Origin of the sequence: Neptunomonas sp. XY-337 (genome assembly GCF_004959845.1) — a bacterium.
In the GTDB taxonomy this organism is placed as follows: domain Bacteria; phylum Pseudomonadota; class Gammaproteobacteria; order Pseudomonadales; family Balneatricaceae; genus Neptunomonas; species Neptunomonas marina.
This window is the reverse complement of sequence record NZ_SPLL01000007.1, coordinates 125,336-147,599: the sequence shown is the minus strand read 5'-3', so window position 1 is coordinate 147,599 and position 22,264 is coordinate 125,336. Positions and strand designations below refer to the sequence as shown.

At 50.0% G+C, this 22,264-nt stretch carries 21 protein-coding genes and 6 tRNA genes; 16 read left to right on the top strand and 11 right to left on the bottom strand.

The window, feature by feature from the left end:
- Positions 1–240: 240 nt before the first annotated feature.
- The 11 genes from E4L36_RS15530 (at position 241) to E4L36_RS15480 (ending at position 10,562) form a co-directional block, all read left to right on the top strand.
- A complete protein-coding gene (locus E4L36_RS15530; protein WP_136681357.1) occupies positions 241–468 on the top strand; it encodes an EF-hand domain-containing protein in 228 nt (75 codons plus the stop codon).
- A gap of 61 nt (positions 469–529) precedes the next feature.
- A complete protein-coding gene (locus E4L36_RS15525; RefSeq protein ID WP_136681356.1) occupies positions 530–748 on the top strand; it encodes a calmodulin in 219 nt (72 codons plus the stop codon).
- Between the two features lie 69 nt (positions 749–817).
- Positions 818–1,042 carry an EF-hand domain-containing protein gene (locus E4L36_RS15520; RefSeq protein WP_169051562.1) on the top strand — a complete coding sequence of 75 codons (225 nt, stop codon included), beginning with the start codon at positions 818–820 and terminating at the stop codon, positions 1,040–1,042.
- Between the two features lie 256 nt (positions 1,043–1,298).
- Positions 1,299–2,411, top strand: coding sequence for a substrate-binding domain-containing protein (locus E4L36_RS15515; protein ID WP_136681355.1), 1,113 nt, complete (start codon positions 1,299–1,301; stop codon positions 2,409–2,411).
- A 35-nt stretch (positions 2,412–2,446) separates the two neighbouring features.
- The gene (locus E4L36_RS15510) at positions 2,447–5,506 is read left to right on the top strand and encodes an EAL domain-containing protein (RefSeq protein WP_136681354.1); all 3,060 of its coding nucleotides are present in this window, start codon (positions 2,447–2,449) and stop codon (positions 5,504–5,506) included.
- Between the two features lie 108 nt (positions 5,507–5,614).
- A complete protein-coding gene (gene dapC, locus E4L36_RS15505) occupies positions 5,615–6,823 on the top strand; it encodes a succinyldiaminopimelate transaminase (protein ID WP_136681353.1) in 1,209 nt (402 codons plus the stop codon).
- Complete coding sequence (locus tag E4L36_RS15500; protein ID WP_127694834.1) at positions 6,820–7,170, top strand: ArsC family reductase; 351 nt, start codon at positions 6,820–6,822, stop codon at positions 7,168–7,170. Before dapC ends, E4L36_RS15500 begins: the two co-directional genes overlap by 4 nt.
- 20 nt (positions 7,171–7,190) lie before the next feature.
- On the top strand, positions 7,191–8,222 hold the full coding sequence (dapD, locus tag E4L36_RS15495; RefSeq protein WP_136681352.1) for a 2,3,4,5-tetrahydropyridine-2,6-dicarboxylate N-succinyltransferase: 1,032 nt from the start codon (positions 7,191–7,193) through the stop codon (positions 8,220–8,222).
- A gap of 78 nt (positions 8,223–8,300) precedes the next feature.
- A complete protein-coding gene (gene dapE / locus E4L36_RS15490) occupies positions 8,301–9,434 on the top strand; it encodes a succinyl-diaminopimelate desuccinylase (RefSeq protein ID WP_127694832.1) in 1,134 nt (377 codons plus the stop codon).
- A gap of 14 nt (positions 9,435–9,448) precedes the next feature.
- Positions 9,449–10,297, top strand: coding sequence for a putative RNA methyltransferase (locus E4L36_RS15485; RefSeq protein ID WP_136681351.1), 849 nt, complete (start codon positions 9,449–9,451; stop codon positions 10,295–10,297).
- Positions 10,281–10,562, top strand: a complete 282-nt coding sequence (locus E4L36_RS15480) for a hypothetical protein (protein ID WP_136681350.1) — start codon at positions 10,281–10,283, stop codon at positions 10,560–10,562. The genes E4L36_RS15485 and E4L36_RS15480 overlap by 17 nt, the downstream gene beginning before the upstream one ends.
- Here the strand turns inward: E4L36_RS15480 and E4L36_RS15475 are convergent.
- On the bottom strand, positions 10,507–11,829 hold the full coding sequence (locus E4L36_RS15475) for a DUF945 family protein (RefSeq protein ID WP_136681349.1): 1,323 nt from the start codon (positions 11,827–11,829) through the stop codon (positions 10,507–10,509). The two genes, E4L36_RS15480 and E4L36_RS15475, sit on opposite strands and share 56 nt — an antisense overlap.
- 143 nt (positions 11,830–11,972) lie before the next feature.
- Here E4L36_RS15475 and E4L36_RS15470 point away from each other — a divergent pair, with 143 nt between their 5' ends.
- Positions 11,973–12,356 (top strand): hypothetical protein, encoded by a 384-nt coding sequence (locus E4L36_RS15470; protein ID WP_136681348.1) that lies wholly within the window; start codon positions 11,973–11,975, stop codon positions 12,354–12,356.
- Between the two features lie 5 nt (positions 12,357–12,361).
- On the opposite strand, the gene E4L36_RS15465 is transcribed toward E4L36_RS15470, so the two are convergent.
- Entirely contained in the window at positions 12,362–12,793 is a 432-nt protein-coding gene (locus E4L36_RS15465) for a hypothetical protein (RefSeq protein WP_136681347.1), read from the bottom strand.
- 84 nt (positions 12,794–12,877) lie between these two features.
- Here E4L36_RS15465 and greB point away from each other — a divergent pair, with 84 nt between their 5' ends.
- Entirely contained in the window at positions 12,878–13,387 is a 510-nt protein-coding gene (greB, locus tag E4L36_RS15460) for a transcription elongation factor GreB (RefSeq protein WP_136681346.1), read from the top strand.
- A 36-nt stretch (positions 13,388–13,423) separates the two neighbouring features.
- Here greB and E4L36_RS15455 read toward each other — a convergent pair.
- The 6 genes from E4L36_RS15455 to E4L36_RS15430 all read right to left on the bottom strand — a co-directional run bounded on the left by E4L36_RS15455 (position 13,424) and on the right by E4L36_RS15430 (position 13,984).
- Positions 13,424–13,498: transfer RNA gene (locus E4L36_RS15455), tRNA-Lys, on the bottom strand.
- 16 nt (positions 13,499–13,514) lie between these two features.
- A tRNA-Asn gene (locus E4L36_RS15450) sits at positions 13,515–13,590 on the bottom strand.
- Positions 13,591–13,629: 39 nt separating this feature from the next.
- Positions 13,630–13,704 (bottom strand) — tRNA-Lys (locus E4L36_RS15445).
- A 16-nt stretch (positions 13,705–13,720) separates the two neighbouring features.
- Positions 13,721–13,795: transfer RNA gene (locus E4L36_RS15440), tRNA-Lys, on the bottom strand.
- A 7-nt stretch (positions 13,796–13,802) separates the two neighbouring features.
- Positions 13,803–13,878, bottom strand: a tRNA-Asn gene (locus E4L36_RS15435).
- 18 nt (positions 13,879–13,896) lie between these two features.
- Positions 13,897–13,984 (bottom strand) — tRNA-Ser (locus tag E4L36_RS15430).
- Positions 13,985–14,215: 231 nt separating this feature from the next.
- Here E4L36_RS15430 and E4L36_RS15425 point away from each other — a divergent pair.
- Positions 14,216–14,989: a ferredoxin--NADP reductase gene (locus E4L36_RS15425; RefSeq protein WP_136681345.1), complete on the top strand. Its 774-nt coding sequence runs from the start codon at positions 14,216–14,218 to the stop codon at positions 14,987–14,989.
- 5 nt (positions 14,990–14,994) lie between these two features.
- Here E4L36_RS15425 and E4L36_RS15420 read toward each other — a convergent pair whose 3' ends face one another.
- The 3 genes from E4L36_RS15420 to E4L36_RS15410 all read right to left on the bottom strand — a co-directional run bounded on the left by E4L36_RS15420 (position 14,995) and on the right by E4L36_RS15410 (position 18,587).
- Complete coding sequence (locus E4L36_RS15420; protein ID WP_136681344.1) at positions 14,995–15,591, bottom strand: MarC family protein; 597 nt, start codon at positions 15,589–15,591, stop codon at positions 14,995–14,997.
- 104 nt (positions 15,592–15,695) lie between these two features.
- Positions 15,696–17,351 (bottom strand): electron transfer flavoprotein-ubiquinone oxidoreductase, encoded by a 1,656-nt coding sequence (locus tag E4L36_RS15415; protein WP_136681343.1) that lies wholly within the window; start codon positions 17,349–17,351, stop codon positions 15,696–15,698.
- Positions 17,352–17,522: 171 nt separating this feature from the next.
- Positions 17,523–18,587 carry an AraC family transcriptional regulator gene (locus tag E4L36_RS15410; protein ID WP_127694819.1) on the bottom strand — a complete coding sequence of 355 codons (1,065 nt, stop codon included), beginning with the start codon at positions 18,585–18,587 and terminating at the stop codon, positions 17,523–17,525.
- Positions 18,588–18,912: 325 nt separating this feature from the next.
- Between E4L36_RS15410 and E4L36_RS15405 the strand changes: the two genes are divergently transcribed.
- A complete protein-coding gene (locus tag E4L36_RS15405; RefSeq protein WP_136681342.1) occupies positions 18,913–20,886 on the top strand; it encodes a DUF1302 domain-containing protein in 1,974 nt (657 codons plus the stop codon).
- 28 nt (positions 20,887–20,914) lie between these two features.
- The gene (locus E4L36_RS15400; protein ID WP_136681341.1) at positions 20,915–22,264 is read left to right on the top strand and encodes a DUF1329 domain-containing protein; all 1,350 of its coding nucleotides are present in this window, start codon (positions 20,915–20,917) and stop codon (positions 22,262–22,264) included.

Sequence of the window (22,264 nt, the reverse complement as noted above, 5' to 3'; positions counted from 1 at the left end):
TAAATTAGTCGCTATTTCTGGAATCATAACCAATTGATTTATAACACTTAAAAATAAACACCCAAAAAAAGTCACCAAAAAGCAACACTTTGATACCTATATCGCCTCAAACGTCCGCCCTCACCTCTAGTATTTAAAAAAAATACACCCAATCCTTTGTTTTAAATAACTTTTTAAGAAACAGGCACAGCTTTCGCTATCTCCTTCGCAACAACATCATGACTGTAAGGAGATCCACTCATGAAAAAAACTATCGCAATCGCAGCAGCCATCTTCTCTTCCACTCTGATGGCACAGCCTGAAGGCGGCTCAGATATGTTCCAAGCACTGGATGCTGACAACAACCAAGCCATCAGTTCTGAAGAGGCGCAAGCCTATAAGCCAGTGCTGGCGAAGTTTAAGACATTCGATAGTAATCAAGATGGCGAACTTAGCCGCGCTGAGTTCGAACAACTATTACAAGGCTAATCCAACCCGCGTAACGGAACACGCTAAGCGTTAGCGAAGCTGTAAAACAGGAGATCTATAAATGAAAAAACTTATCGCATTATCCGTCATGGCTATCTCTTTCAACGCCCTCGCCGATGGGCACGAGGCACTCTTCAAGACACTAGATGCTGATGCAAACCAGATGCTCTCAGCGGAAGAAGCACAAATCCACGAGCAGTTAGCACAACAGTTCAGTCAGCTCGATGTGAACAAAGACAACCAACTGAGCTTGGATGAGTTCCGCGCGCTGCAAAAATAAAGCTCTGCAACCCACACACATCAACTTACAAATACGCGCACTGATATGCCCGCGCGACAGGAGAGAAACATGAAAAACATCATGACAGCTACAATGATCGCACTATCCACAGCAACGTTAGCTCAAGCAGACGGCACAGAGCTTTTCCAGCAACTGGACGCTAATAACGACCATGCGATCAGTTTGGAAGAAGCGCAAGCATCTGAAGCGCTGGTGGCACAGTTTGAGCAGCTAGATGCGAACAAAGATGGCCTTATTAACGCAGCTGAGTTTACTCAGTTGGTTAAAGGCTAACCAACTGCACATCAGTTTTTCGCTAGGGCTAGTCCTTCATCACCACTCGCTCTAGCGACTACTCGAAAGTGGCGTCCCGCTACTTTCCCAGCATTTGCGCCCAGTACATCTCTCTTTTCGCTGGGCGCTTTTTTTGCCCTTATCAAAAACCTTGCCTCTTACTTCCACTCACACTATTCCGTGCTACTCTTACTAGAGTAAATAAGAAGTTATTTAATTCAAATTCAATAACATAAATAGCATCAGAGAGTCCGAGATGAACAGCCTACGTGAACTTACATCTTACTTGGTTGGACTCGCTGGCGTGATCTTAGCCTGTAACGGATACGCGAGCCCTCAATCCGAATATATTCGTGTTACCGACTATTTAGCGGAACACCCAGACCAGCCACAGATCATGGCGCGCTTCTCTGATGTTGTCAGGAGCACACCAAAGGCGCTCACAGCCCAGCAAACCGCGCCAGTAAAAGTTGCGGTTGTCTATCCGGGTGTACAAAGCTCAGATTACTGGCGCCGCAGTTTGAAAGCCTTTGAGCGCCGGCTGCAAGACCTAAAGGTTAATTACGAGATAAAGACCTATCTCTCGCGCCCTTCCGTTGATCTAGACCTTCAAGCAGAACAGTTGATTGAAGCCCTGCACTGGCGGCCGGACTACCTCATATTTACGGTCGATGCCTTGCATCATCGCAGTATGATCGAACGCGTTATCTTGCGCGGAAAACCCAAATTGATTCTGCAAAACATCACAACACCTATCACTGACTGGCGCTTCAAGCGCCCCTTTATGTACACAGGATTTGACCACGCCCTCGGCACCGAGCTACTGGCCGAGCGGATGCTCAACGACGAACAGTCGAATCGCTTTGGGTTGTTATATTTCTCACAGGGCTATGTTTCCGTTATGCGCGGCGACACGTTCTTAAATGCTGCGCAGAAACACTCCAGCAGCACGATGATAGGCGGATTTTACACCGATGGTAATCGCGGTAAGGCACGCGCTGCGACTGCACAGCTTTTAAAGAAAGAACCCGATATGAATATGCTGTTTGCATGCTCAACCGATATTGCCCTTGGCGCGCTTGATGCACTTCGAGACGCAGGAAAGTTAGATAAGGTAACAGTCAATGGCTGGGGCGGTGGGGACGCTGAGTTACAAGCCCTACAAGCCAAAGAACTAGATCTAACGGTTATGCGTATGAACGACGATGCGAGTGTGGCAATGGCAGAGGCCATCAAGCTCGACCTAGAGGGCAAAGCCGCCCAAGTTCCCCACATCTACTCGGGCGATATGGTCTTGATCGACCAAAACACATCCCAAGAGATGGTTCAAAAATACAAGACACGTGCGTTTCGATATAGCAATGAATAGATGTTTTTTCCCAAACCGTGATCAGGCGTTGCATAGTGCGTAGTCTGCGTTTTTCAACTGCCATTCTCACTATTGTCGTGCTGGCACTACTATTTGTGTCAGGCGCTCTGTTGTTGCTTGCTTATGAGGGCTCGCAAACAGCGCTCAACGAAGAGGTCAAGCTGACGTACGACCAAGACCATAAAGTAGCTAGCCGCATGGTCAAAGAGTACTTAACAGGTGTAGCGGGTGTCGCAGAGGAGATAGCAAAGCGTAACGATATTCGTGCCAGTGCGGCTGCGAATGATTTCATGACGATCGATATGATTCTTGGCGACAGCATTCGTGGTCCCGCTGGAGAGCGGATTCACGCCATTGTTGTCGATGTGAATGGATTGGATTCAGTCGTTGTAAACGGCGTGTCCATGTACAGTTTAGACTTGGCGCTCAATACGTTCACGGATGACTCAACGCCGATGCGCGCATGGGATAACATCGTCATTGAAACAGACGATGGCGTGTTTCATTTACTACGTTACAAAACGCCGATCATCAGCCAATCACTGGGCGAGGTGATGGGGGCGCTCTACGCTTATATTCTTGTGAATGATAACTATTGGTTCCTCACCGAGATCCAAGAGATCACTGGTGCGGGCAGCCTATCTTTCTTCTCGGGTAGCGACAATGTCGGCAGCCTAGAAGCTAGCATGATACACCCCAATGAGTTGCTCGTTGCCACGCCCAACAGCCCGATTGTAGCGCTTAGTGATGGTACTGCTCACTTCCACTCACTCACAATCGGTAGAGAGCCATTTCGCCTTTATCTGCACAAGCCTGGTAACTCCTCTTTAATCCTGACCCGCGCCTATAACGAGAATCTGTTAATCGGCGCCGTCACCGTCATACTGATCAGCTTGATCGTTATGGCATTGATTCGATCGATAACACAACGCTCGCTCGGTAGGTTGCTCGAATACGCAGAGCAAGTGCCATATCAGATTATCCCCACACCCTATCAACATGGGCTATTTGACGAGTTCAATAAAGTCGGAACTGAGATAGAAGAGATGGTGCGCGATATCCGCGCTCAAGAGAACCAGCTCGATGCGATCTTTCATAACGCGCCCAGCTTGATGTTCATTAAAAGCGCCGATCTGAAATATATCATGATCAATCCAAAGGCGCCGGAGCACTATCAACGCCGCGAAATGGACATCCTCGGTAACGATGACTTCGATCTACTCCCGCAAAAGCAAGCGGAAATCCTCCAGGAGGCTGACCTTAAAGTCGTTAGCCAGCACCGTCCAGCACAATGCGAATACAGCATGGATCAAAGCGGTACGATTCGCCATTATCTATGCACTAAGTTTCCGCTTTTGCGCGACAACGGCGAAGTCTATGCCATTGGCGGAATCACCACCGATATCACCGATAAAGTGAATGCCGAAGCAGAAGCGCAAATTTCAAACAAAGTATTTGAAGCCGCCGCTGAGGCGATTCTGATCATGAACGATAAAGGCAAAGTGCTAACCAACTCGGCTTTTACGCGGATTACCGGTTACTCTTCACAGCGGGCACGCCGCTTCGCCTTGAGCTTGTTAGCTGAGCATCCTGAAATAGAGATCGCGCTTGATAAACATGGCCGCTGGCAAGGCGAGAGCACTCAGCGCCGCGCGAATGGCGAGCAACTGCCTGTTTGGGCCTCAATTAGCGTTGTGGAAGAGACCACCGGCGGAAAGATCTATGTTGCCGTATTCTCCGATATTTCGGATCTAAAAGAAGCTGAGCAGAAGCTTGAGAAGCTGGCTCACTACGACAACCTAACCGGTTTACCGAATCGTACGCTTTTTTATGATCGCTTCGAGTCAGCCCTGCAACTTTCCGAACGCTTGGGTAGTAAAACAGCCCTGCTCTTTATCGACCTAGATCGCTTTAAGCCGATCAACGACAACTACGGACACCATATCGGCGATAAAATGCTGATCGAAGCAGCCGGCCGTATCCGTCAGCATATTCGCCCCGGCGATACTGTTTCCCGCCTTGGAGGCGATGAATTTACGGTTATTCTCTCGGATCTGAGCTCATCCGATGTTGCTCAAGATATTGCGCGCCGCATTCAAAGCGAACTCAAGAAAGTCTACGTTTGTGAAGGTAAAGAGCTGTTCTCTTCAGCCAGTATTGGTATCGCGCTGTATCCCGATGATGGAAAGAACACGCAGGTACTTTTAAAGCATGCTGATACAGCGATGTATCACATCAAGGAACGTGGCCGAAATGACGTTATGTTCTTCGATAAAGCACTGAACGCTCAGGCTGAGGCGCGTATCCAGCTTGAAGAAAACCTGCGTATGGCAATTAATACTCAGTCACTTTTCTTGGTGTATCAGCCACGCTTTGATATCGCCGGTCAACGTGTTTTATCAGCCGAAGCGCTGATCCGTTGGCACCATCCTATTCGCGGCATGATTCCACCATCAGAGTTCATTGCGTTAGCCGAAGAGTGTGGATTGATTGTAGAACTTGGGCGTATGGTGCTGCGCCGGGCCTGCCAAGCAGCGAAAGATTGGAACCAGATTTTAGAGCGTCCGGTCCCTGTGTCAGTTAACCTATCGGCCCGCCAGCTGCACTCAGAAGAGCTCGTTAACGATATCGAAGCGGCGCTCAAAAGTGCCGATTTAGCCCCTGAACTACTTGAGCTTGAGATCACTGAGACCATGGTGATCGAAGACCTTGATATGGTCATTGAAACTCTACAGTCGATCCGCGCATTGGGCGTGAAGATGTCGGTAGATGACTTTGGCACCGGTTATTCGTCGCTGATCTATTTGAAGCGTTTGCCTGTAAGCACGGTGAAAATTGATCGCTCATTTATCGACGATGTGCCCGGCAGTGAGGACGGCGAGAGTCTCGTTAAGGCGATTATCTCTATGTCTCACACTCTAAACCTGCGGGTTGTCGCTGAAGGTGTTGAGGAGCAATCACAACTAGCCTTCTTACGCCAACACCAGTGTGATGAGATACAAGGCTTCCTCCTCGCCAAACCCGACCACCCCGCCAAGATTCACGGATTGCTGATCGCCGAGGCGGCCAACACTCACTCCCATGCCGTATCATAAGACCTAAGTTAACACGCGATATCATTCATGGCAGGTCGCGTGTTATGCAGGCATCCGGTATACTCTCCAGCCGTTTTTTGATGAAAACCGCAGCTGGAAGGAAAAACTATGAACCGGGATCTCGCGCGCCTGCAACCCTACCCTTTCGAGAAGCTAACTGCATTGAAAGCTGAGGTCACTCCGCCTTCTGAGTTGGCACATATCGCCTTTTCTATTGGTGAGCCCAAGCACGCTTCCCCCGATTTTGTCGTCAAGACCTTAACAGACAACATCAACGCACTGGCAAATTACCCAACCACAAAAGGTATGCCTGAGTTGCGTGAAGCAATCGCCACGTGGTGTACGCAACGTTTTCATCTGGCTCCGAATACGCTAACAGCCGACAGCCATGTGCTGCCGGTAAATGGTACACGTGAAGCTATTTTTGCATTTACGCAAGCCGCGGTTGAGCGCAAGCCAAACGCTCTGGTGATTTCGCCTAATCCGTTTTACCAAATCTACGAAGGCGCAGCTTACCTAGCAGGTGCAGAACCTCACTACCTTAACTGCACCGGCGATAATGGCTTTATCCCCGATTATGACGCAGTCCCTGCTGACGTATGGGAGCGTTGCCAAATTTTATTTATCTGTTCACCCAGCAACCCAACCGGCGCAGTTACGCACTTCGATACGCTGGCGAAATTAATTAAGTTGGCTGATCAGTATGACTTCACTATTGTTTCGGATGAATGTTACTCCGAGATCTATTTGGATGAAGCGAATCCGCCAATCGGCCTGCTGGAAGCTTGCGCGAAACTCGACCGCAACGACTTCGATAAGTGTATCGTGATGCATAGCTTGTCAAAGCGCTCTAACCTTCCGGGGTTACGTTCTGGCTTTGTCGCAGGAGATGCCAAGCTACTCGGTCCATTCCTGCAGTATCGCACTTATCACGGTTGCTCAATGCCGGTTCAGCATCAACTAGCGTCTATTGCTGCATGGCAAGATGAAGCACACGTCAAAGCCAACCGCGACCTGTATCGCGAGAAGTTTGCCAAAGTGGTTGAGATTCTCTCCCCTGTTATGGAAGTAGAGCAACCAGAGGCGAGCTTCTATCTGTGGGCAAAAACGCCGATCGCAGATGATATCTTTGCTCAACGCCTATTCGCGGAGGAGCATATGACCGTACTACCAGGCCGCTACCTGTCTCGTGAAGTCGATGGGGTTGTGCCGGGTGCAGGCTATGTACGCATGGCGTTGGTCGCGACAGTTGAGGAGTGTGTTGAAGGTGCAGAGCGCATTCGCCGCTTTATCGAGCGACTAGGAGACAATGCATGAGTACGACGTTATACGGCATTAAAAACTGCGATACGATTAAAAAAGCACGTAAGTGGCTAGACAATCAATCGATCGATTATCAATTTCATGATTTTCGTGTCGACGGCCTTGAGGAGCAACTACTCGATAGCTGGTTAGAACAGCTAGGTTGGGAAGGCTTGATCAACAAACGGGGCACGACTTGGCGCCAATTGAGCGACGAGCAGAAAGCGGCTATGGACAACACGTTAGCGCGAGCGGTGATTTTAGAAAACCCTGCGCTCATTAAGCGTCCAGTTTTGATCAATAACGAACATATTGAAGTGGGCTTCAAGGAGCCGACTTATCAAACAATTTTTGCGCAATAAGCATTAGACGGAGACGATACATGAGTTACTTTGCATTTGGTCTAGGGATCGGTACCCAATCTTCCAACGGTGACTGGTTAGAGATCTACTACAATAAACCGCTTCTTAACCCGTCTGACGCGCTGATCCAAGCGGTAAGCGACAAGCTTGGCTATGAAGGTGGCGATGCTGCTATCGAGATCTGCGAAGAGCAACTAAAAGACTTAGAAGCGGCATATCTAAGCGTTGATGCCGAAGATCAAGCCGAGATCGTGGAAGTACTGAAAGGTACGCAGCAACCGATGGTTGTAACAATCCTGGCGACAGATTCAGCACCGGCAACCACTGCTGAGGTATACCTTAAGCTTGCTCTGTTGTCCCACCGCTTAGTTAAGCCGCACGGCACTGACCTATCAGGCATGTTTGGTTTGCTACCGAACGTTGCGTGGACAAGCGAAGGCGCTATCGCGCTTGAAGACTTGCCACGCCGACAGCTTGCAGCGCGTGCGCAAGGCCGTGTACTCAATGTTCAATCTGTGGATAAATTCCCACAAATGACCAACTATGTTGTTCCAGAGGGCATCCGTGTCGGTGATGCATCACGCATCCGTCTGGGTGCGCACGTTGGTGAAGGCACCACGGTGATGCACGAAGGTTTCATCAATTTCAATGCCGGTACAATGGGCGTATCGATGGTAGAAGGCCGTATCTCTGCTGGGGTTGTGGTTGGCAACGGTTCTGACATTGGCGGCGGTGCCTCCACGATGGGTACGCTATCAGGGGGCAATAACGTGGTGATTTCTGTGGGCGAAAACTGCCTGCTAGGCGCAAATGCGGGCCTCGGCTTGCCACTAGGCGACCGCTGCACACTGGAAGCAGGACTTTATGTTACAGCAGGATCAAAAGTGACATTACTGGATGATCAGAACAACGAAGTCGGTGTTGTTAAAGCTGCAGAGCTTGCCGGTAAACCAGATCTTCTGTTCCGTCGTAACTCTCAAAACGGCCGTATCGAAGTGAAGACAAACCAGTCTGCTATCGAGCTAAACGCAGAGCTACACAAGCACAACTAACCTCGTGTAAATCTGTAAGCCGACAGGCCCGTTTCGACGGGCCTGATTTTTCTCTACTACTCGAACACTGGAGCTGTGATGACATCTGCCACGCTTGAACTTGCCAAAGACCTAATCTCCCGCCCTTCGGTCACACCTGAAGACGCTGGCTGCCAGGAGATGATGATTGAACGGCTCACTGCCATGGGCTTTACCATTGAGCGCTTGCCGTTTGAAGAGGTGACTAACTTTTGGGCACGCCGCGGTACCGAAGGCCCGCTGTTTTGCTTTGCTGGCCACACCGATGTCGTACCTACCGGTCCCGTTGAGCGTTGGTCACACCCTCCGTTCGAGCCTGTTATTCAAGATGGTTATCTATGTGGCCGTGGCGCTGCGGATATGAAAGGAAGCATCGCTGCCTTCATGACTGCTCTAGAGCGCTTTATCGACCACCACCCTGACCACAACGGCTCCATTGCCTTATTGATCACCAGTGATGAGGAGGGGCCATTTATCAATGGTACCACTCGCGTCATCGACCACCTTGAAGCTCGGAATGAGAAGATTGACTGGTGCATCGTGGGCGAACCGTCCAGCACAGCTAAAGTCGGCGATATCATCAAAAATGGCCGCCGTGGCTCACTCAGTGGCAAGCTGCACGTTAACGGTATTCAAGGCCATGTCGCTTATCCACACCTTGTGCGTAACCCAATCCATGAGGCGGCACCGGCATTAGCGGAGCTAGCCGCGAAAGAGTGGGACAAGGGTAACGACTTCTTCCCTCCCACCAGTTTCCAAATTTCCAATATTCATGCCGGCACTGGCGCAACTAATGTGGTGCCTGGCCAGATCGAAGTGGACTTCAATTTCCGCTTCTCCACCGAATCCACAGCTGAGGGTTTAAAAGCGCAAGTACAAACGATTCTTGAGCAACATAACCTTGATTGGAGCATCGAGTGGACTCTCTCAGGCAACCCTTTCCTGACAGCTGAGGGCGAGCTGGTCAACGCGGCTCAACAAGCTATTAAAGCGATTACCGGCTACGACACTGAGTTATCCACATCGGGAGGCACGTCAGATGGCCGCTTTATTGCCCCAACAGGTGCGCAGGTTGTGGAGTTAGGCCCAGTCAATGCGACGATTCACAAAGTGGACGAGCGTGTCAGCGTCAAAGACTTAGATACGCTGAGCGATATGTACGAAAACATTATGGCGCGCTTGCTAACCGAATGAGCGGTAACAATCAGATGGCCCAACTCAGCTGCCCGCTCTGCCAAGCTCCTTTAGTGCTTACACAACGCACGCTACGGTGCGCCAATAACCACAGCTTTGATCAAGCGAAGCAGGGTTATTGGCACCTGTTACCCGTGCAGAAGAAGCGCTCGCGGGCACCCGGCGACAACGCGCAGATGGTTGCGGCAAGAACGCGCTTTCTGGAAAAAGGCCACTATCTACCCTTTTTGAGAGCACTTTGTGCAAAAGTTAGCCAGCAAACACAACTGCGCGATGCACCCAAAGTACTTGATATGGGCTGCGGTGAAGGCTATTACACTGCAGCGATCGCCGCCGCTTTGCCAAGTTCTGCCGAGGTGATCGGACTCGATATCTCCAAAGAAGCGATCAAGGCGGCATCACGCCGCAACCGTGATATCTGTTGGATTGTTGCCTCTGGGGCCGATATGCCCGTGCCACAGCATTCCCAAGATATCTTGGTTGTACTCTTCAGCCGCCTGATGCCCGACGCACTCGCAAAAGTTATGAGTTCAGGCGGCACCTTGCTATATGCATGGCCCGGTGAGCAACACTTAATCGAGCTGCGCCTGGCTATCTACGAGGAGATTAAGCCCTCACGCTTTGATCCCATCAAAGAGCTGGCCGATCATTTTTCAGTCGCCAAGGTAGAGCAACACAGCTTTTCGTTCAGCTTAACCAACGAAGATGAGCTCGACGCGCTGCTACACATGACGCCTCACGGCCAACGTATGAAGCAGGAGAAACGCCAGCAACTGCTTGAACAGCTGCCGCTGACGTTAACCTTTGATGTCAATCTGGGTGAGTTTCACCCCAGCTCTGATGATCATGCAAACACTGACTAAACGCGTTCTTAGGCGTGTGATACGCCAAGCAGATCAGGTGAAGCAAAACCTCGTTTGGCTGCTCGGAGGGCTAGCGAGTTGTTTCTTCGGGTTACTGCTTATTGTGACTGCTGAATTTTTGTTTCAGCAGTCACTCACCCAAGAGATCGTCGCCTTTACTGGCGTTGTGCTTATCGCCGTTGGGCTGCTCTTCGCCGCCGTTGGCTTTATCAGTCTGAGCTTGCTGCGCCTGATTCGCTTTCTTCAAGAGGATTCTCAGCGCTAAGATCAAAGTGTTTACCATTCACAGTAACGATCTCTTCAGAGAACGCAATCCGACTGATGTAGTTACTCCCCTTCTCGCTCATCCAGCCATCCAATGCAAGCTGCCCCATATCTATACCAGCCACCTCTTGCAGCCAAGGCGCAAGAGTTTTCTCCATACGCAAACTACCCTTCGCTTGCGTGCGCGGCCCTAAACGACCTTCACCAGCACCAACACGGCCACTGCCACTCGCCTCAATACGCGAGCCACCGACGGATACGATGGTCTCTTTTAACGTCATCTCAGCACCGCTTGCTAACCATTGTTCGAGCTGTGCACTCTGGCCACCATCCGTGAAACTGCCAAGAAGACTGACTAAACGCTCAGTATCCAAGTGTGGAGTTTCCACTGCAAGATCGGCACGAAAAAGATCAAACTTGCGGCTTAAAGCCCCTGGCATAGACACCACCGCGGAGGTAAACAGCAGATCGATATCCGAACGAAGCGTTTGTGCTTCGCGCTTTTGAAAGAGATCGACCTCCGCCCCCGACACCTCGGTTTTAGTCGTAACTTGATCGAAGGTGGCTGTTTCTACGCGAATGAGCCCCTCGAGCTCAGCAAAGCGCCCGTCATGATCTAACAACCCTGACTGATTACCGTGGATATCTTGCAAGGATAACTCGCCCTGCTCCCCGACTAGGGTCAATTCATCCACCTTAAACATCGACTGTAAACGAGATCCACGATGGTAGTAACTGATGCCAATCTCGCCAAGATGCCCTCGGGCGGAGTCGGTAGAGAGTGTAAACGCATCCGTTTTGATACGTAGCTCCTCTATCAACCTCGTATCGAACGGCGATAGTCGGTGCGTTGCGGCGATTTCAAACGGTACTTGCTGCGGGCTGTCTTGATAGAATGCTAATCGCTCTCGCAGCACGCCTGGCAGTAACTCAACGCGCGAATGAGCGCTAAAGAATCCGTGACTGACTTTTAAAGCAAGCGTTACAACCTCCCCCGACCGTAGCCAGCTATTGAACGGGTCAGGCAATTTATCAACCAACAGTGAGAGCTCATATTCACTACTGAACAATCCAGACTGCCCTGTCATCGAAAAAGCGCCGAAAGGGGCTAAATGCTCAGCCAACTGCTTAGTTTGTGACTCAACTGTAAGGGAAACCTTTTGGCTGGTCATATACACACCACCAAAATAGACCAGCACAGCAGCTACTGTTAAATACCCCATTACACGCCGCAGCTTTCGTAAGCGCCGCCGAGTTCTCCGTCTCATACGATTATCTATCCTTTTCCTATAAACTATGCTGAACCAATACCGCACCCGATGCTTGTTAGCATCACTTTGAATGCTGACAGCACATGAACGATGGGTGCTAAACTCTTTTTAAGCTTCTTTACTGACGACTGATACTGATCATGAGTGACAACCGCCACCCCGACATCGAAATATATGTAAAAAATTGCTCGCCAGATAGCCTACATAAGTGGTTACAAAGCGTTGCTGAACAGGTCACGCAGGAAGCCTCTCAACCCGGCACCCATGCGTTTACCTTACTTATTGATGGCCATCGAGTCCCTGTTCTCATCCATGAGAAAGTAGCCGGAAAAGCGTGGACAAGTGTTTGGTTCAAGGAGAACCACACGCCTTGGGAAAAGGATATCGACTGTGCAAGAGCCGCTTCAACAGCATTAGAAACACAAATTCGCTGCATAGCCAGCGGATGGAATAATGGTGATGACCCAGATGAATGGTGGAAGGTTGAAGGGGATAATGAAGAGTTGATTACGTGGTTAACTTAGCGCGACTAAGCTGTTGTCACTAGACGCGACTGCGTGATCTCATCAAGCATCAGCTTACCTGCTGACATTAAGCTAACTTTCGCAAATGCATCAGCCCCAGATGAACTGATACGCGGCTGCTCAGCCTTAGTTTTTACATGGCTATTTAGATAAGCAAAGTCACCCGTTAAATGCTCGGCTACAGCGGTATTGAAGCGGCGCACAATCGTTGGCGTGTAGATATCCTCTGAGCGCGTTTGTGTATCCGTTTCGGGTAACCGGAAGTCAGTACCGGTAGCTTGCTCCAACGCCCTTGCGGTAGGCACATACTGATTTGCCTGATTTTCAGAGATCAGGCTTAATAGCATCGCAAACTGAGCTCCATGGGACGCCTGCACCGCCTGTGGCAGTGACGAAGTATACGTCTCTATTCTGTGCTGGATTTTGTCTGCTTGCATGAGAATGCTCAGGTTAAGTGATCAATTTCTTATAGCGGCATCGGTAGGCACATCTTTACCACTATAATTCGACGAGGTTAGTTCATGGGACGCTGGCGCGCACCACAACCACGCAGCAGCAAGTATATCACCGTAGAGGGGTATGAGCGCTTAAACAGCGAGCTAAAAGAGCTTTGGAAAGTGAAGCGGCCACAGGTCACACAGGCCGTTAAAGAAGCTGCAGCACAAGGTGATCGCTCTGAAAACGCCGAATATATTTATGGCAAGAAGCAGCTACGCGAGATTGATCGCCGCGTGCGTTACCTCGCTAAGCGGCTTGAAGATATCGTTGTGGTTGAAAGAGCACCGGATAACCCAAACATGGTTTTTTTTGGCGCTTGGGTCACACTGCTAGACGAAGATGACCAGCAGCATTGTTACCGCTTAGTTGGAGCAGACGAGATTGGCGACCAACCTGACTACATTAGCATCGATTCACCTCTCGCGCGCCAACTGGTTAAAAAGCAGCTCAACGATGAAGTCACGTTTACTAAGCCCAATGGCAACGAAGTGTACTATGAGATTGTGGGTATCGAATATCGATATGACAAATGAACCACCTAAATACAGCGTAAAAAGTGGTAATAAGAATGGTGGGTCGTATAGGATTTGAACCTATGACCAATTGGTTAAAAGCCAACTGCTCTACCACTGAGCTAACGACCCGGAGAAAAAATAGAGTTGGCTCCTCGAGCTGGACTCGAACCAGCGACCAATAGATTAACAGTCTACTGCTCTACCAACTGAGCTATCGAGGAACTCAAAGCCCAAATAAGCAAATTACCTATCTAGGAAAATGGTGGGTCGTATAGGATTTGAACCTATGACCAATTGGTTAAAAGCCAACTGCTCTACCACTGAGCTAACGACCCATATAAAGAAGAAAAGTGGTGGGTCGTATAGGATTTGAACCTATGACCAATTGGTTAAAAGCCAACTGCTCTACCACTGAGCTAACGACCCACTGAAGTGGCTCCTCGAGCTGGACTCGAACCAGCGACCAATAGATTAACAGTCTACTGCTCTACCAACTGAGCTATCGAGGAACTTCAGCATCCTTTAAATGGCGGAGGGGCAGGGATTCGAACCCTGGGAGCCTCTCGACTCGCCGGTTTTCAAGACCGGTGCTTTCGACCACTCAGCCACCCCTCCAAAGGATGGGCGCAGATTTTATAGAGTTCGGAAAAAGAGTCAACACCCTTTTTCTATTTTTTTGATTTTTTTTCAAAAAAATCGATTTTTTTCAAAAACTTGAGTAATTTTCGAACAATAACAATCAAAAATGATCAAAATTCAATCAGAAAGCGCCATTATAGCGTTAGAACACTTTTGGTAGCTCGTAAGCCGACATATCGTTTTCTAAGAAAAACACCCGAGGTCATCATGCGTGTTATAAAAAAAGAGGCTGTCATTTCGGTACACCACTGGAACGACTCACTCTTCAGTATCCGAACCACCCGTAACCCTAGCTTTCGTTTCGAGAATGGCCAGTTTACGCTAGTCGGTATTGAGCGCGACGGCAGAAAAGTTATGCGCGCATACAGTATGGCGAGCGCCAACTATGAGGACCACCTGGAGTTTTTTAGCATCAAGGTGCCTGATGGCCCCCTAACCTCCCAGTTGGCTACCATACAGCCCGGAGACACCCTCTGGGTAAGTCAAAAGACGACAGGCACACTTGTAAATGGCCACCTACAGCCAGGAAAACGGCTCTACATGTTCGCCACAGGCACAGGGCTAGCCCCTTTCCTAAGCCTAATTAAGGACCCCTCTATTTATGATGCCTACGAGAGTGTCATTTTGGCGCACTGCGTACGTAAGGTCTCTGACTTAGCTTATCAACGCGAAATTAGCCACGTATTGACGAGCAACCCCTACTTTGGAGAAAGCGTCAAGGAGAAGCTCATCTACTTTCCAACGGTAACGCGCGAGCCATTTCGCAATCAGGGCCGTTTGACCGATCTGCTCAAAACAGACCAGCTCACTAACACGCTTGGCTTGCCGCCGCTTGCACCCACGGCCGATAGAGTCATGTTGTGCGGAAACCCAGAGATGATAAAAGAGATGAGTGAGCAGTTGAGCGAAAGAGGGTTTGCAGAAGCAAAAAGTGGCCACTTAGGCCACTATGTTATTGAGCGAGCATTTGTAGAGCGTTAGCCACATTAAACTGACATATTAACGACGCCGTCATGCACAAACTGAATTGCCAATGCCGCAAGAATAACGCCCAGAAAACGACGCAAAATATCATCACCGGTGCGACCAATGATTCGCTTTACGTATCGTGAAAGCATCATCAACAAAAAGGTAGATACCGTAATGGATAAGATGGCCAGTGTAACCGCCATGTTAGACGCGGACGCATCGCCTTTTGAATAAAGCAGAATCGCCAACGTTAACGACCCAGGCCCAGCCATCAGCGGTATAGACATGGGAAATACAGCAATATCTTTACGTTCAGTGGTAGTGGTGTACTCCATATCTTTGGTGATCATATTGAATGCGGTGTAAAACAACAGAATCCCGCCCGAAATCCGTAGCGCATCAATACTGATACCAAGCTTGTGCAGCAAAGGCTCACCAAAGTTACCAAACAACACCAACAACGCGAAAGAAATAACCCCTGCCTTTAACGCCATTTTAAAGCGGTGAGCCATATCATCAGGTGGCACAAGTGAATGAAAAATTAGCGCTGCGCCGATAGGATCAATAATCACAAATAGGGCGATCAGCGCATTCAAATAAGCAGCTATATCCATGTAAACCTCGAGAGTAGACGAACGTCTAAAACTAAAGCGCAATGGTAATATGGACGCAATAAAAAAGCACCCGAAGGTGCTTTTACTAAAAGTATATTGCTCATTCACATATTCGGATAGTTAGGTCCGCCCGTGCCTTCAGGGGTCACCCAAACAATATTCTGTGCTGGGTCTTTGATGTCACAGGTTTTGCAGTGGACGCAGTTCTGAGCATTGATCTGGAAGCTCGGTTGGCCGACGTCATCCTCCACCACTTCATACACACCCGCTGGGCAGTAACGTTGTGCCGGTTCCGCGTAAGTTGGCAGGTTTTTCGCCAGCGGAACGCTCGGGTCTTTTAGCGTCAAGTGGCATGGTTGGTCCTCTTCGTGGTTGGTGTTGGAGAGGAAAACCGAGCTGAGCTTATCAAAGCTCAAGACGCCATCCGGTTTGGGGTACGCGATGGGTGTAAATTCCGATGCCGGGCGCATCTGCGCGTAATCTTCGTGGTTATCACGCAAGGTGATCGGTAGCTTGCCGCCAAAGATATTTTGGTCGATAAAGTTGAACGCACCACCCAAGAACGGCCCAAACTTATGCATCGCCGGTCCAAAGTTACGTGTGCGGTATAGCTCTTCATACAACCACGAGTCTTTGAATGCCGTGTTGAAGCTGTCGAGCTTCTTGCCACCGGTGCAACCGGCTTGCAGCGCGGCAAAGACGCTCTCTGCGGCTAACATGCCAGACTTCATCGCGGTGTGCGTTCCTTTGATCTTGGCAAAGTTCAGCGTACCGGCATTACAACCGATCAGCAGACCGCCGGGGAAGACCATCTCAGGTAACGCATTGAAACCGCCTTTCGCGATTGCACGCGCACCGTATGAGACGCGCTTGCCGCCCTCAAGGTGTTGCTTTAGTACCGGGTGATGCTTGAGGCGCTGGAACTCATCAAACGGACTGATGTACGGGTTGGCGTAGTTCAGATCCACAATCAGCCCCACCACCACTTGGTTATCATCCGTATGATAGAGGAAGAAACCACCGCTGGTGCCCCCTGATAGCGGCCAGCCAGAGCCGTGTACCACTAAACCCGGCTTGTGCTTAGCGGGATCGATATCCCATAGCTCTTTAATACCGATGCCATAGTGTTGTGCATCAGCGTCTTTATCCAATTCGAATTGGCTGTATAGCTGTTTGCCCAAGTGGCCACGACAGCCCTCAGCAAATAGGGTGTACTTGGCATGCAGCTCCATGCCGGGCATGTAGCTGTCTTTCTCGCTGCCATCCGCACCAATGCCCATATCACCGGTTGCGATCCCCTTAACGCTGCCATCGTCGTGGTATAGCACTTCCGATGCGGCAAAGCCTGGGAAGATCTCAACACCGAGGGCTTCGGCCTGCTCACCCAACCAGCGTGTCACATTCCCCAAGCTAACAATATAGTTACCTTCGTTGTGCATGGTTTTGGGAATCAGTGCATTGGGCAGTTTCTTTGCGCTTTCACCGTCTTTTAGCAGGTAGAGTTCATCTTCGGTGACCGGGGTATTTAGAGGGGCACCGCGCTCTTTCCAATCGGGGAAGAGTTCATCTAGGGCGCGTGATTCAATTACCGCACCCGATAAGATATGTGCGCCCACTTCTGAGCCTTTTTCTACGACACAAACGGTCAGCTCTTGTTCTGCTGCATTAGCTTGTTGCATGAGTCGGCAAGCTGCCGAGAGGCCCGCAGGCCCTGCACCGACGATGACAACATCAAACTCCATCGATTCACGTTCAGTCATAACCCTTCTCCGGCTCAATTTTATTATCTATAACGCTCGCTGAAATATAGACAAAGCTCCCCAATCAGCTTTCACAACTTCTAGGATGCGAGCTTTTCAGTCCGTTGGATGATTGACCAAGGAGCAAGAAACCGCAATATCGAAAGCCAACACTTTCACTGACAAAAAAAGTCAAACCTCATGCGAGTACTGATTTTGATAGTCTTCACTTTTACGGTATTGCCCAGGCGTCATACCGGTCCACTTTTTGAAAGACCGAAAGAAAGCAGAAGGCTCTTCAAACCCCATTAACCCGGCAACATCATTGATGGAGAGGTGCGGAGAGTTCATGTAATTAATGGCTGCTTCTTTACGACAATCGTCCTTAATCTTTTGATATGAAGTCCCCTCTTCTAACAGCCGGCGCCGCAATGTTGATACCGAAACATGCAGCATCGACGCGACCTCATCAGCACTCGGTAGCTCGCGGCTGAAGTCTTTGCCTAACATCGCAACCACTTGCGACTTCAAAGACTTATCGTCATCCACCATAACGTGCAACTGGAAGGGTGCTGTTTTTAGAAATCCGCGCAGGGAGGCTTCTGTTTGAATCAAGGGGTAATCCAGAAAGCGTGCGGGGAAAACAATCGCGTTATCATGCTGATCAAAGCGCACCTCAGAGCGGAACAGAGTACGGTAATAGTCAGCATCATCGGGCTTTGAAAAGGTGAAGTAGGCTGCCTTCAACTCCAGCCGCGTACCAATCAACCAGCTCGTGAAGTGCTGCCATACCGACATAGAAGCACGAATCTTTTCAGGTGCTTCAACTTCAAGCAGGTGCGCAAACTCCTCGGCGGTGACCCCTTGAACCGGCGCAAAAGAGATCTTTGCGTAGCGCCCGCGTCTAATCAATACAGGCTTGATAACTGGGCCGCGGCATATCTCGTAAAAGTCGGTACATCGGTGGAGCGCCTTCTCCAAGCTGCTGCAATGCAAAATCGCATGGCACATCATCCTAAAGGTTCCGTTGGGAACGCGTCCGCCCCCCATAAGCCCAAACGACTCATCTTGCGTAATCCAGATAATGCGCTGATACAGCTGACCAAACTTATCAGCTGGAAACTCAGTTTGCTGATCCACATCCTCCTGCTGTAAGCCGACATAATCCAGCAGGCTCGCTACTTCGAAGCCTTGCGCTTCAGCCAAATCCAGCAAGTGCTTAACATAACCACTGGGGACTGTGATCTTGCGTTCCATAACTTTATAACCTCACGCGTAGTGACTCTCGCAGCCTATTATTTTTATTGGTACTGCCACCCACATTTCCGTATGACTCATCGCACTGTTTTGTTAGTTATTCTGGCGATTATTGCTATTGTTGTACTTAAGCACAGTGTAGAAGATGCTTAATCAAGCTACACTGGCGAAATGGATTCACGATTTCAAGCCCTTGTGATGAATAAGTGACTTGAAAGCATCGACTTGTGATTCTACGGACGGTTACAAAGTAACACCACAAGCAGCATAACGTGACAGCTGTAGCGGCCGTTGCTACAAAAATAACAATGCAAGGTGAACGAAAATGGCAATAAAAATGAACGGAGTGCCACCCAAGTCTCTGCCTCCCTCTCACGCATTTTCTCGCAAACTACTCCCCACTATTTTGGCGCTGACCATGGCGCAACAAGCCTATGCGGCGGAGTTCCAACTCGGCGAGATCGAAGGTCGATTTGACTCTCAGGTGTCCCTTGGTGCCAGCTGGCGAGTTGAGAGCCCTGATTCAGACCTGATCTCCGCGCCAAATGGAGGCACGGGGCGAGGCTCTGGTAGTTTTGATGATGGTAACCAGAACTTCAAACGGGGCGATACGTTCTCACGTACCCTGAAAAGTTTGCACGAACTATCACTCACCTACGAGAACTATGGCGCTTTCATTCGAGGAAAGTACTGGGTTGATTTTGAGCTAAACGATGGCAATCGAGCACATGGCCACACCAACAACGGCTATGCAGCTAACACACCGCTCGATGATTCAGGCTTCAATGACTATGCCAAGTTCACCGGCGGCGAAATTCTCGACGCATACGTTTGGGGTAACTTTGATATTGGTAATAAGCCACTCGACCTGCGCTTAGGTAGCCAAGTGCTCAACTGGGGTGAAAGTACTTTCATCCAAGGTGGCTTGAACGCCATCAACCCGTTCGATGTCAGTGCGCTACGTCGCCCTGGTGCAGAAATCAAAGAAGCCTTACTGCCTGTTAACATGGTTTTTGCATCACTCGGTGCTACCGATAATCTCAGCTTAGAAGCCTTCTACCAGCTTACATGGGAGCCTACGGTTGAAGATGGCTGCGGCACTTATTTCTCTGCCAATGACTTTGCCGCACAGGGTTGTAACGGCATCCGAGTCAACGCTGGCGACTTTAACTTCGTTCCTGACTCACCCTACTTCAATGCCGTCGCGAACACCTCACCTTGGAACCTGACCGGTACCACGCCTGTTGTTCTAAGAGATGCAGACGGTGTCCGCGAAGCGGACGATAACGGCCAGTTTGGTTTTGCAGCGCGCTATTTCGCAGAGTCACTTAACGACACCGAATTTGGTTTCTATTTCGCGAACTATCACAGCCGCCTACCTATCGTAAGTGGTATCAAGACACCAACAGATCCGGCAGCACTGGGTGCAGCGCTGGCGCCGGGTGTAACCGCACAAGTCACGCAGCAGTTTATTGGTATGGGAGCAGACGTAACCGACCCTGCCGTTCAAGCAGCTATTGCGCAAACAGTCACGACCACCGTGGGGCAGATTGTTCAGGGCACTGTACCTTTCAATAGCCGCTACTTCACCGAATACCCAGAAGATGTGAAGATGTTTGGTGTGAGCTGGAATACCAACATCGGAGACTTGGCGTGGTCGGGTGAAATCAGCCATAAACAAGATGTGCCTTTGCAGCTGAATGGCCCTATGCTGGTTGCTTCAATGCTCACGTTGGGCACTCAGCCGGGTAACCCTGCTAACGGTACTGTGGTACCTGTCGGTACAGCCGGACTGGGCGATGACATCAGCGGTTACACACAGTTTGACATCACTCAGATTCAAACCACGGTGATTAAAACCGTTAACAATATTATGGGCGCAAGCCGCTTAGCTCTTATTGGCGAGCTTGGCTGGACTCACATCCATAACTTTGATGAGAGCGCAGCGGCCCTAAAATATGGCCGCAGCGGCGTATTTGGATACGCACCGGGTGATGATGATGGCTTCGTAACCCAAGACTCCTTCGGTTATGTTGCTCGCGCGGCTCTTACCTACCCGAATGCATTTTCTGGCGTCACGCTGACTCCACAGGTGAGCTTCAAGCATGGCCTCAGCGGCTATGGTCCGCAGCCGGGCGCAGCATTCAACGAGGACCAGAAATCGCTCAACATTAGCCTGCGCGCCGATTATCTAGAACGCTACTCTGCTCAGCTGTCCTATACCAATTTCTTTGGTGGTGACTATAACGAGCTAGAAGACCGCGACTTTATCTCCTTAAGCGCTTCCGTGTCGTTCTAACCCAGCCGCAGAGAAGAGGATGAAACTTATGACATTTAAATCAACGACCCTGCTAGTAGCATCAGCACTGTCGATGAGTTGGAGTATCGCAGCGCTGGCGGCGGTCTCAGCAGAAGAAGCTGCTCGATTGGGTAAAGATCTAACACCCATGGGTGCTGAAAAAGCAGGCAATAGCGATGGTTCAATCCCCGCTTGGACGGGTGGTATCGCATCCGCTGATAACCGTTATAGCAACCCCTTTGCTGATGAACAGCCGCTGTTTACCATCACCGCAGCCAATGCCGATCAGTATAAAGACAAGCTGTCGCCAGGCCAGCTAGCGATGCTCGCCAAATACCCAGACACGTTTAAGATTCCAGTCTATAAAACGCATCGCACAGCAAAGTTGCCACAGAAGGTTTATTCTGCCGTTGCGCAAAACGCGACCAGCGCCGAGCTCACTGATAACGGCAATGGTATTGCAGGCCTTTCTGAGGCCGTGCCCTTCCCAATTCCAGCCAACGGCTTGGAAGTGATTTGGAACCATATGACACGCTACCGTGGGGGTGCGCTCGAACGTACATTCGTGCAAGTCCCTGTACAAGCGAATGGCAGCTTTACACCGGTTAAGATCAACGAAAAGATGTCTTGGCCAACCTACCTAAAAGAGCCCTATGATCCAAAGACAGACGACAACATTTTGTTCTACTTTGTACAAAAGGTTGAAGCACCTGCTCGCCTAACGGGTAACGTGTTGCTGGTTCACGAAACCATGAACCAAGTTACACAACCGCGTCAGGCCTGGACGTACAACGCAGGGCAGCGTCGAGTGCGCCGTGCTCCTCAGATTGCATATGATGCACCGGGTACGGCCACTGATGGCCAACGCACAACAGACAACCTAGACATGTTTAACGGCGCTCCAGATCGCTATGAGTGGAATCTTGTTGGCAAACAAGAGATGTACATCCCTTATAACAGCTTTAAACTCGCTGATCGTGAGCTAAATTACGAGGATATCCTGCAGGCAGGCCACGTAAATTCGGACTTAACGCGCTACGAGCTACACCGTGTTTGGAAAGTAGAAGCCACCTTAAAAGAGGGAGCACGCCATGTTTATGCCAAGCGCACCTTCTACATCGATGAAGATACTTGGCAAGCCGCCGTGGTTGATCACTACGATGGGCGCGGCGAACTGTGGCGCGTTGGTGAAGCGCACCAATTCCAGTTCCGTGATGTGGATGTACCTTGGTTAACCGCAGAGCTGCTGTATGATCTTCAGTCAGGGCGCTATCTTGCTGGCGGCCTCACCAATGAAGAGGGCATCGGCTTCGACTTTACGAAACGCTTCTCACACAAAGACTTTACACCACAGGCGATTCGCCGCCTTGGTCGTTAG

What these genes read in the sequence shown, in the direction of transcription:
- E4L36_RS15530 (WP_136681357.1), top strand. Translation starts at nt 241, where the DNA reads ATGAAAAAAACTATCGCAATCGCAGCAGCCATCTTCTCTTCCACTCTG.
- E4L36_RS15525 (WP_136681356.1), top strand. Translation starts at nt 530, where the DNA reads ATGAAAAAACTTATCGCATTATCCGTCATGGCTATCTCTTTCAACGCC.
- E4L36_RS15520 (WP_169051562.1), top strand. Translation starts at nt 818, where the DNA reads ATGAAAAACATCATGACAGCTACAATGATCGCACTATCCACAGCAACG.
- E4L36_RS15515 (WP_136681355.1), top strand. Translation starts at nt 1,299, where the DNA reads ATGAACAGCCTACGTGAACTTACATCTTACTTGGTTGGACTCGCTGGC.
- dapC (WP_136681353.1), top strand. Translation starts at nt 5,615, where the DNA reads ATGAACCGGGATCTCGCGCGCCTGCAACCCTACCCTTTCGAGAAGCTA.
- E4L36_RS15500 (WP_127694834.1), top strand. Translation starts at nt 6,820, where the DNA reads ATGAGTACGACGTTATACGGCATTAAAAACTGCGATACGATTAAAAAA.
- dapD (WP_136681352.1), top strand. Translation starts at nt 7,191, where the DNA reads ATGAGTTACTTTGCATTTGGTCTAGGGATCGGTACCCAATCTTCCAAC.
- dapE (WP_127694832.1), top strand. Translation starts at nt 8,301, where the DNA reads ATGACATCTGCCACGCTTGAACTTGCCAAAGACCTAATCTCCCGCCCT.
- E4L36_RS15485 (WP_136681351.1), top strand. Translation starts at nt 9,449, where the DNA reads ATGGCCCAACTCAGCTGCCCGCTCTGCCAAGCTCCTTTAGTGCTTACA.
- E4L36_RS15480 (WP_136681350.1), top strand. Translation starts at nt 10,281, where the DNA reads ATGCAAACACTGACTAAACGCGTTCTTAGGCGTGTGATACGCCAAGCA.
- E4L36_RS15475 (WP_136681349.1), bottom strand. Translation starts at nt 11,829, where the DNA reads ATGAGACGGAGAACTCGGCGGCGCTTACGAAAGCTGCGGCGTGTAATG.
- E4L36_RS15470 (WP_136681348.1), top strand. Translation starts at nt 11,973, where the DNA reads ATGAGTGACAACCGCCACCCCGACATCGAAATATATGTAAAAAATTGC.
- E4L36_RS15465 (WP_136681347.1), bottom strand. Translation starts at nt 12,793, where the DNA reads ATGCAAGCAGACAAAATCCAGCACAGAATAGAGACGTATACTTCGTCA.
- greB (WP_136681346.1), top strand. Translation starts at nt 12,878, where the DNA reads ATGGGACGCTGGCGCGCACCACAACCACGCAGCAGCAAGTATATCACC.
- E4L36_RS15425 (WP_136681345.1), top strand. Translation starts at nt 14,216, where the DNA reads ATGCGTGTTATAAAAAAAGAGGCTGTCATTTCGGTACACCACTGGAAC.
- E4L36_RS15420 (WP_136681344.1), bottom strand. Translation starts at nt 15,591, where the DNA reads ATGGATATAGCTGCTTATTTGAATGCGCTGATCGCCCTATTTGTGATT.
- E4L36_RS15415 (WP_136681343.1), bottom strand. Translation starts at nt 17,351, where the DNA reads ATGACTGAACGTGAATCGATGGAGTTTGATGTTGTCATCGTCGGTGCA.
- E4L36_RS15410 (WP_127694819.1), bottom strand. Translation starts at nt 18,587, where the DNA reads ATGGAACGCAAGATCACAGTCCCCAGTGGTTATGTTAAGCACTTGCTG.
- E4L36_RS15405 (WP_136681342.1), top strand. Translation starts at nt 18,913, where the DNA reads ATGGCAATAAAAATGAACGGAGTGCCACCCAAGTCTCTGCCTCCCTCT.
- E4L36_RS15400 (WP_136681341.1), top strand. Translation starts at nt 20,915, where the DNA reads ATGACATTTAAATCAACGACCCTGCTAGTAGCATCAGCACTGTCGATG.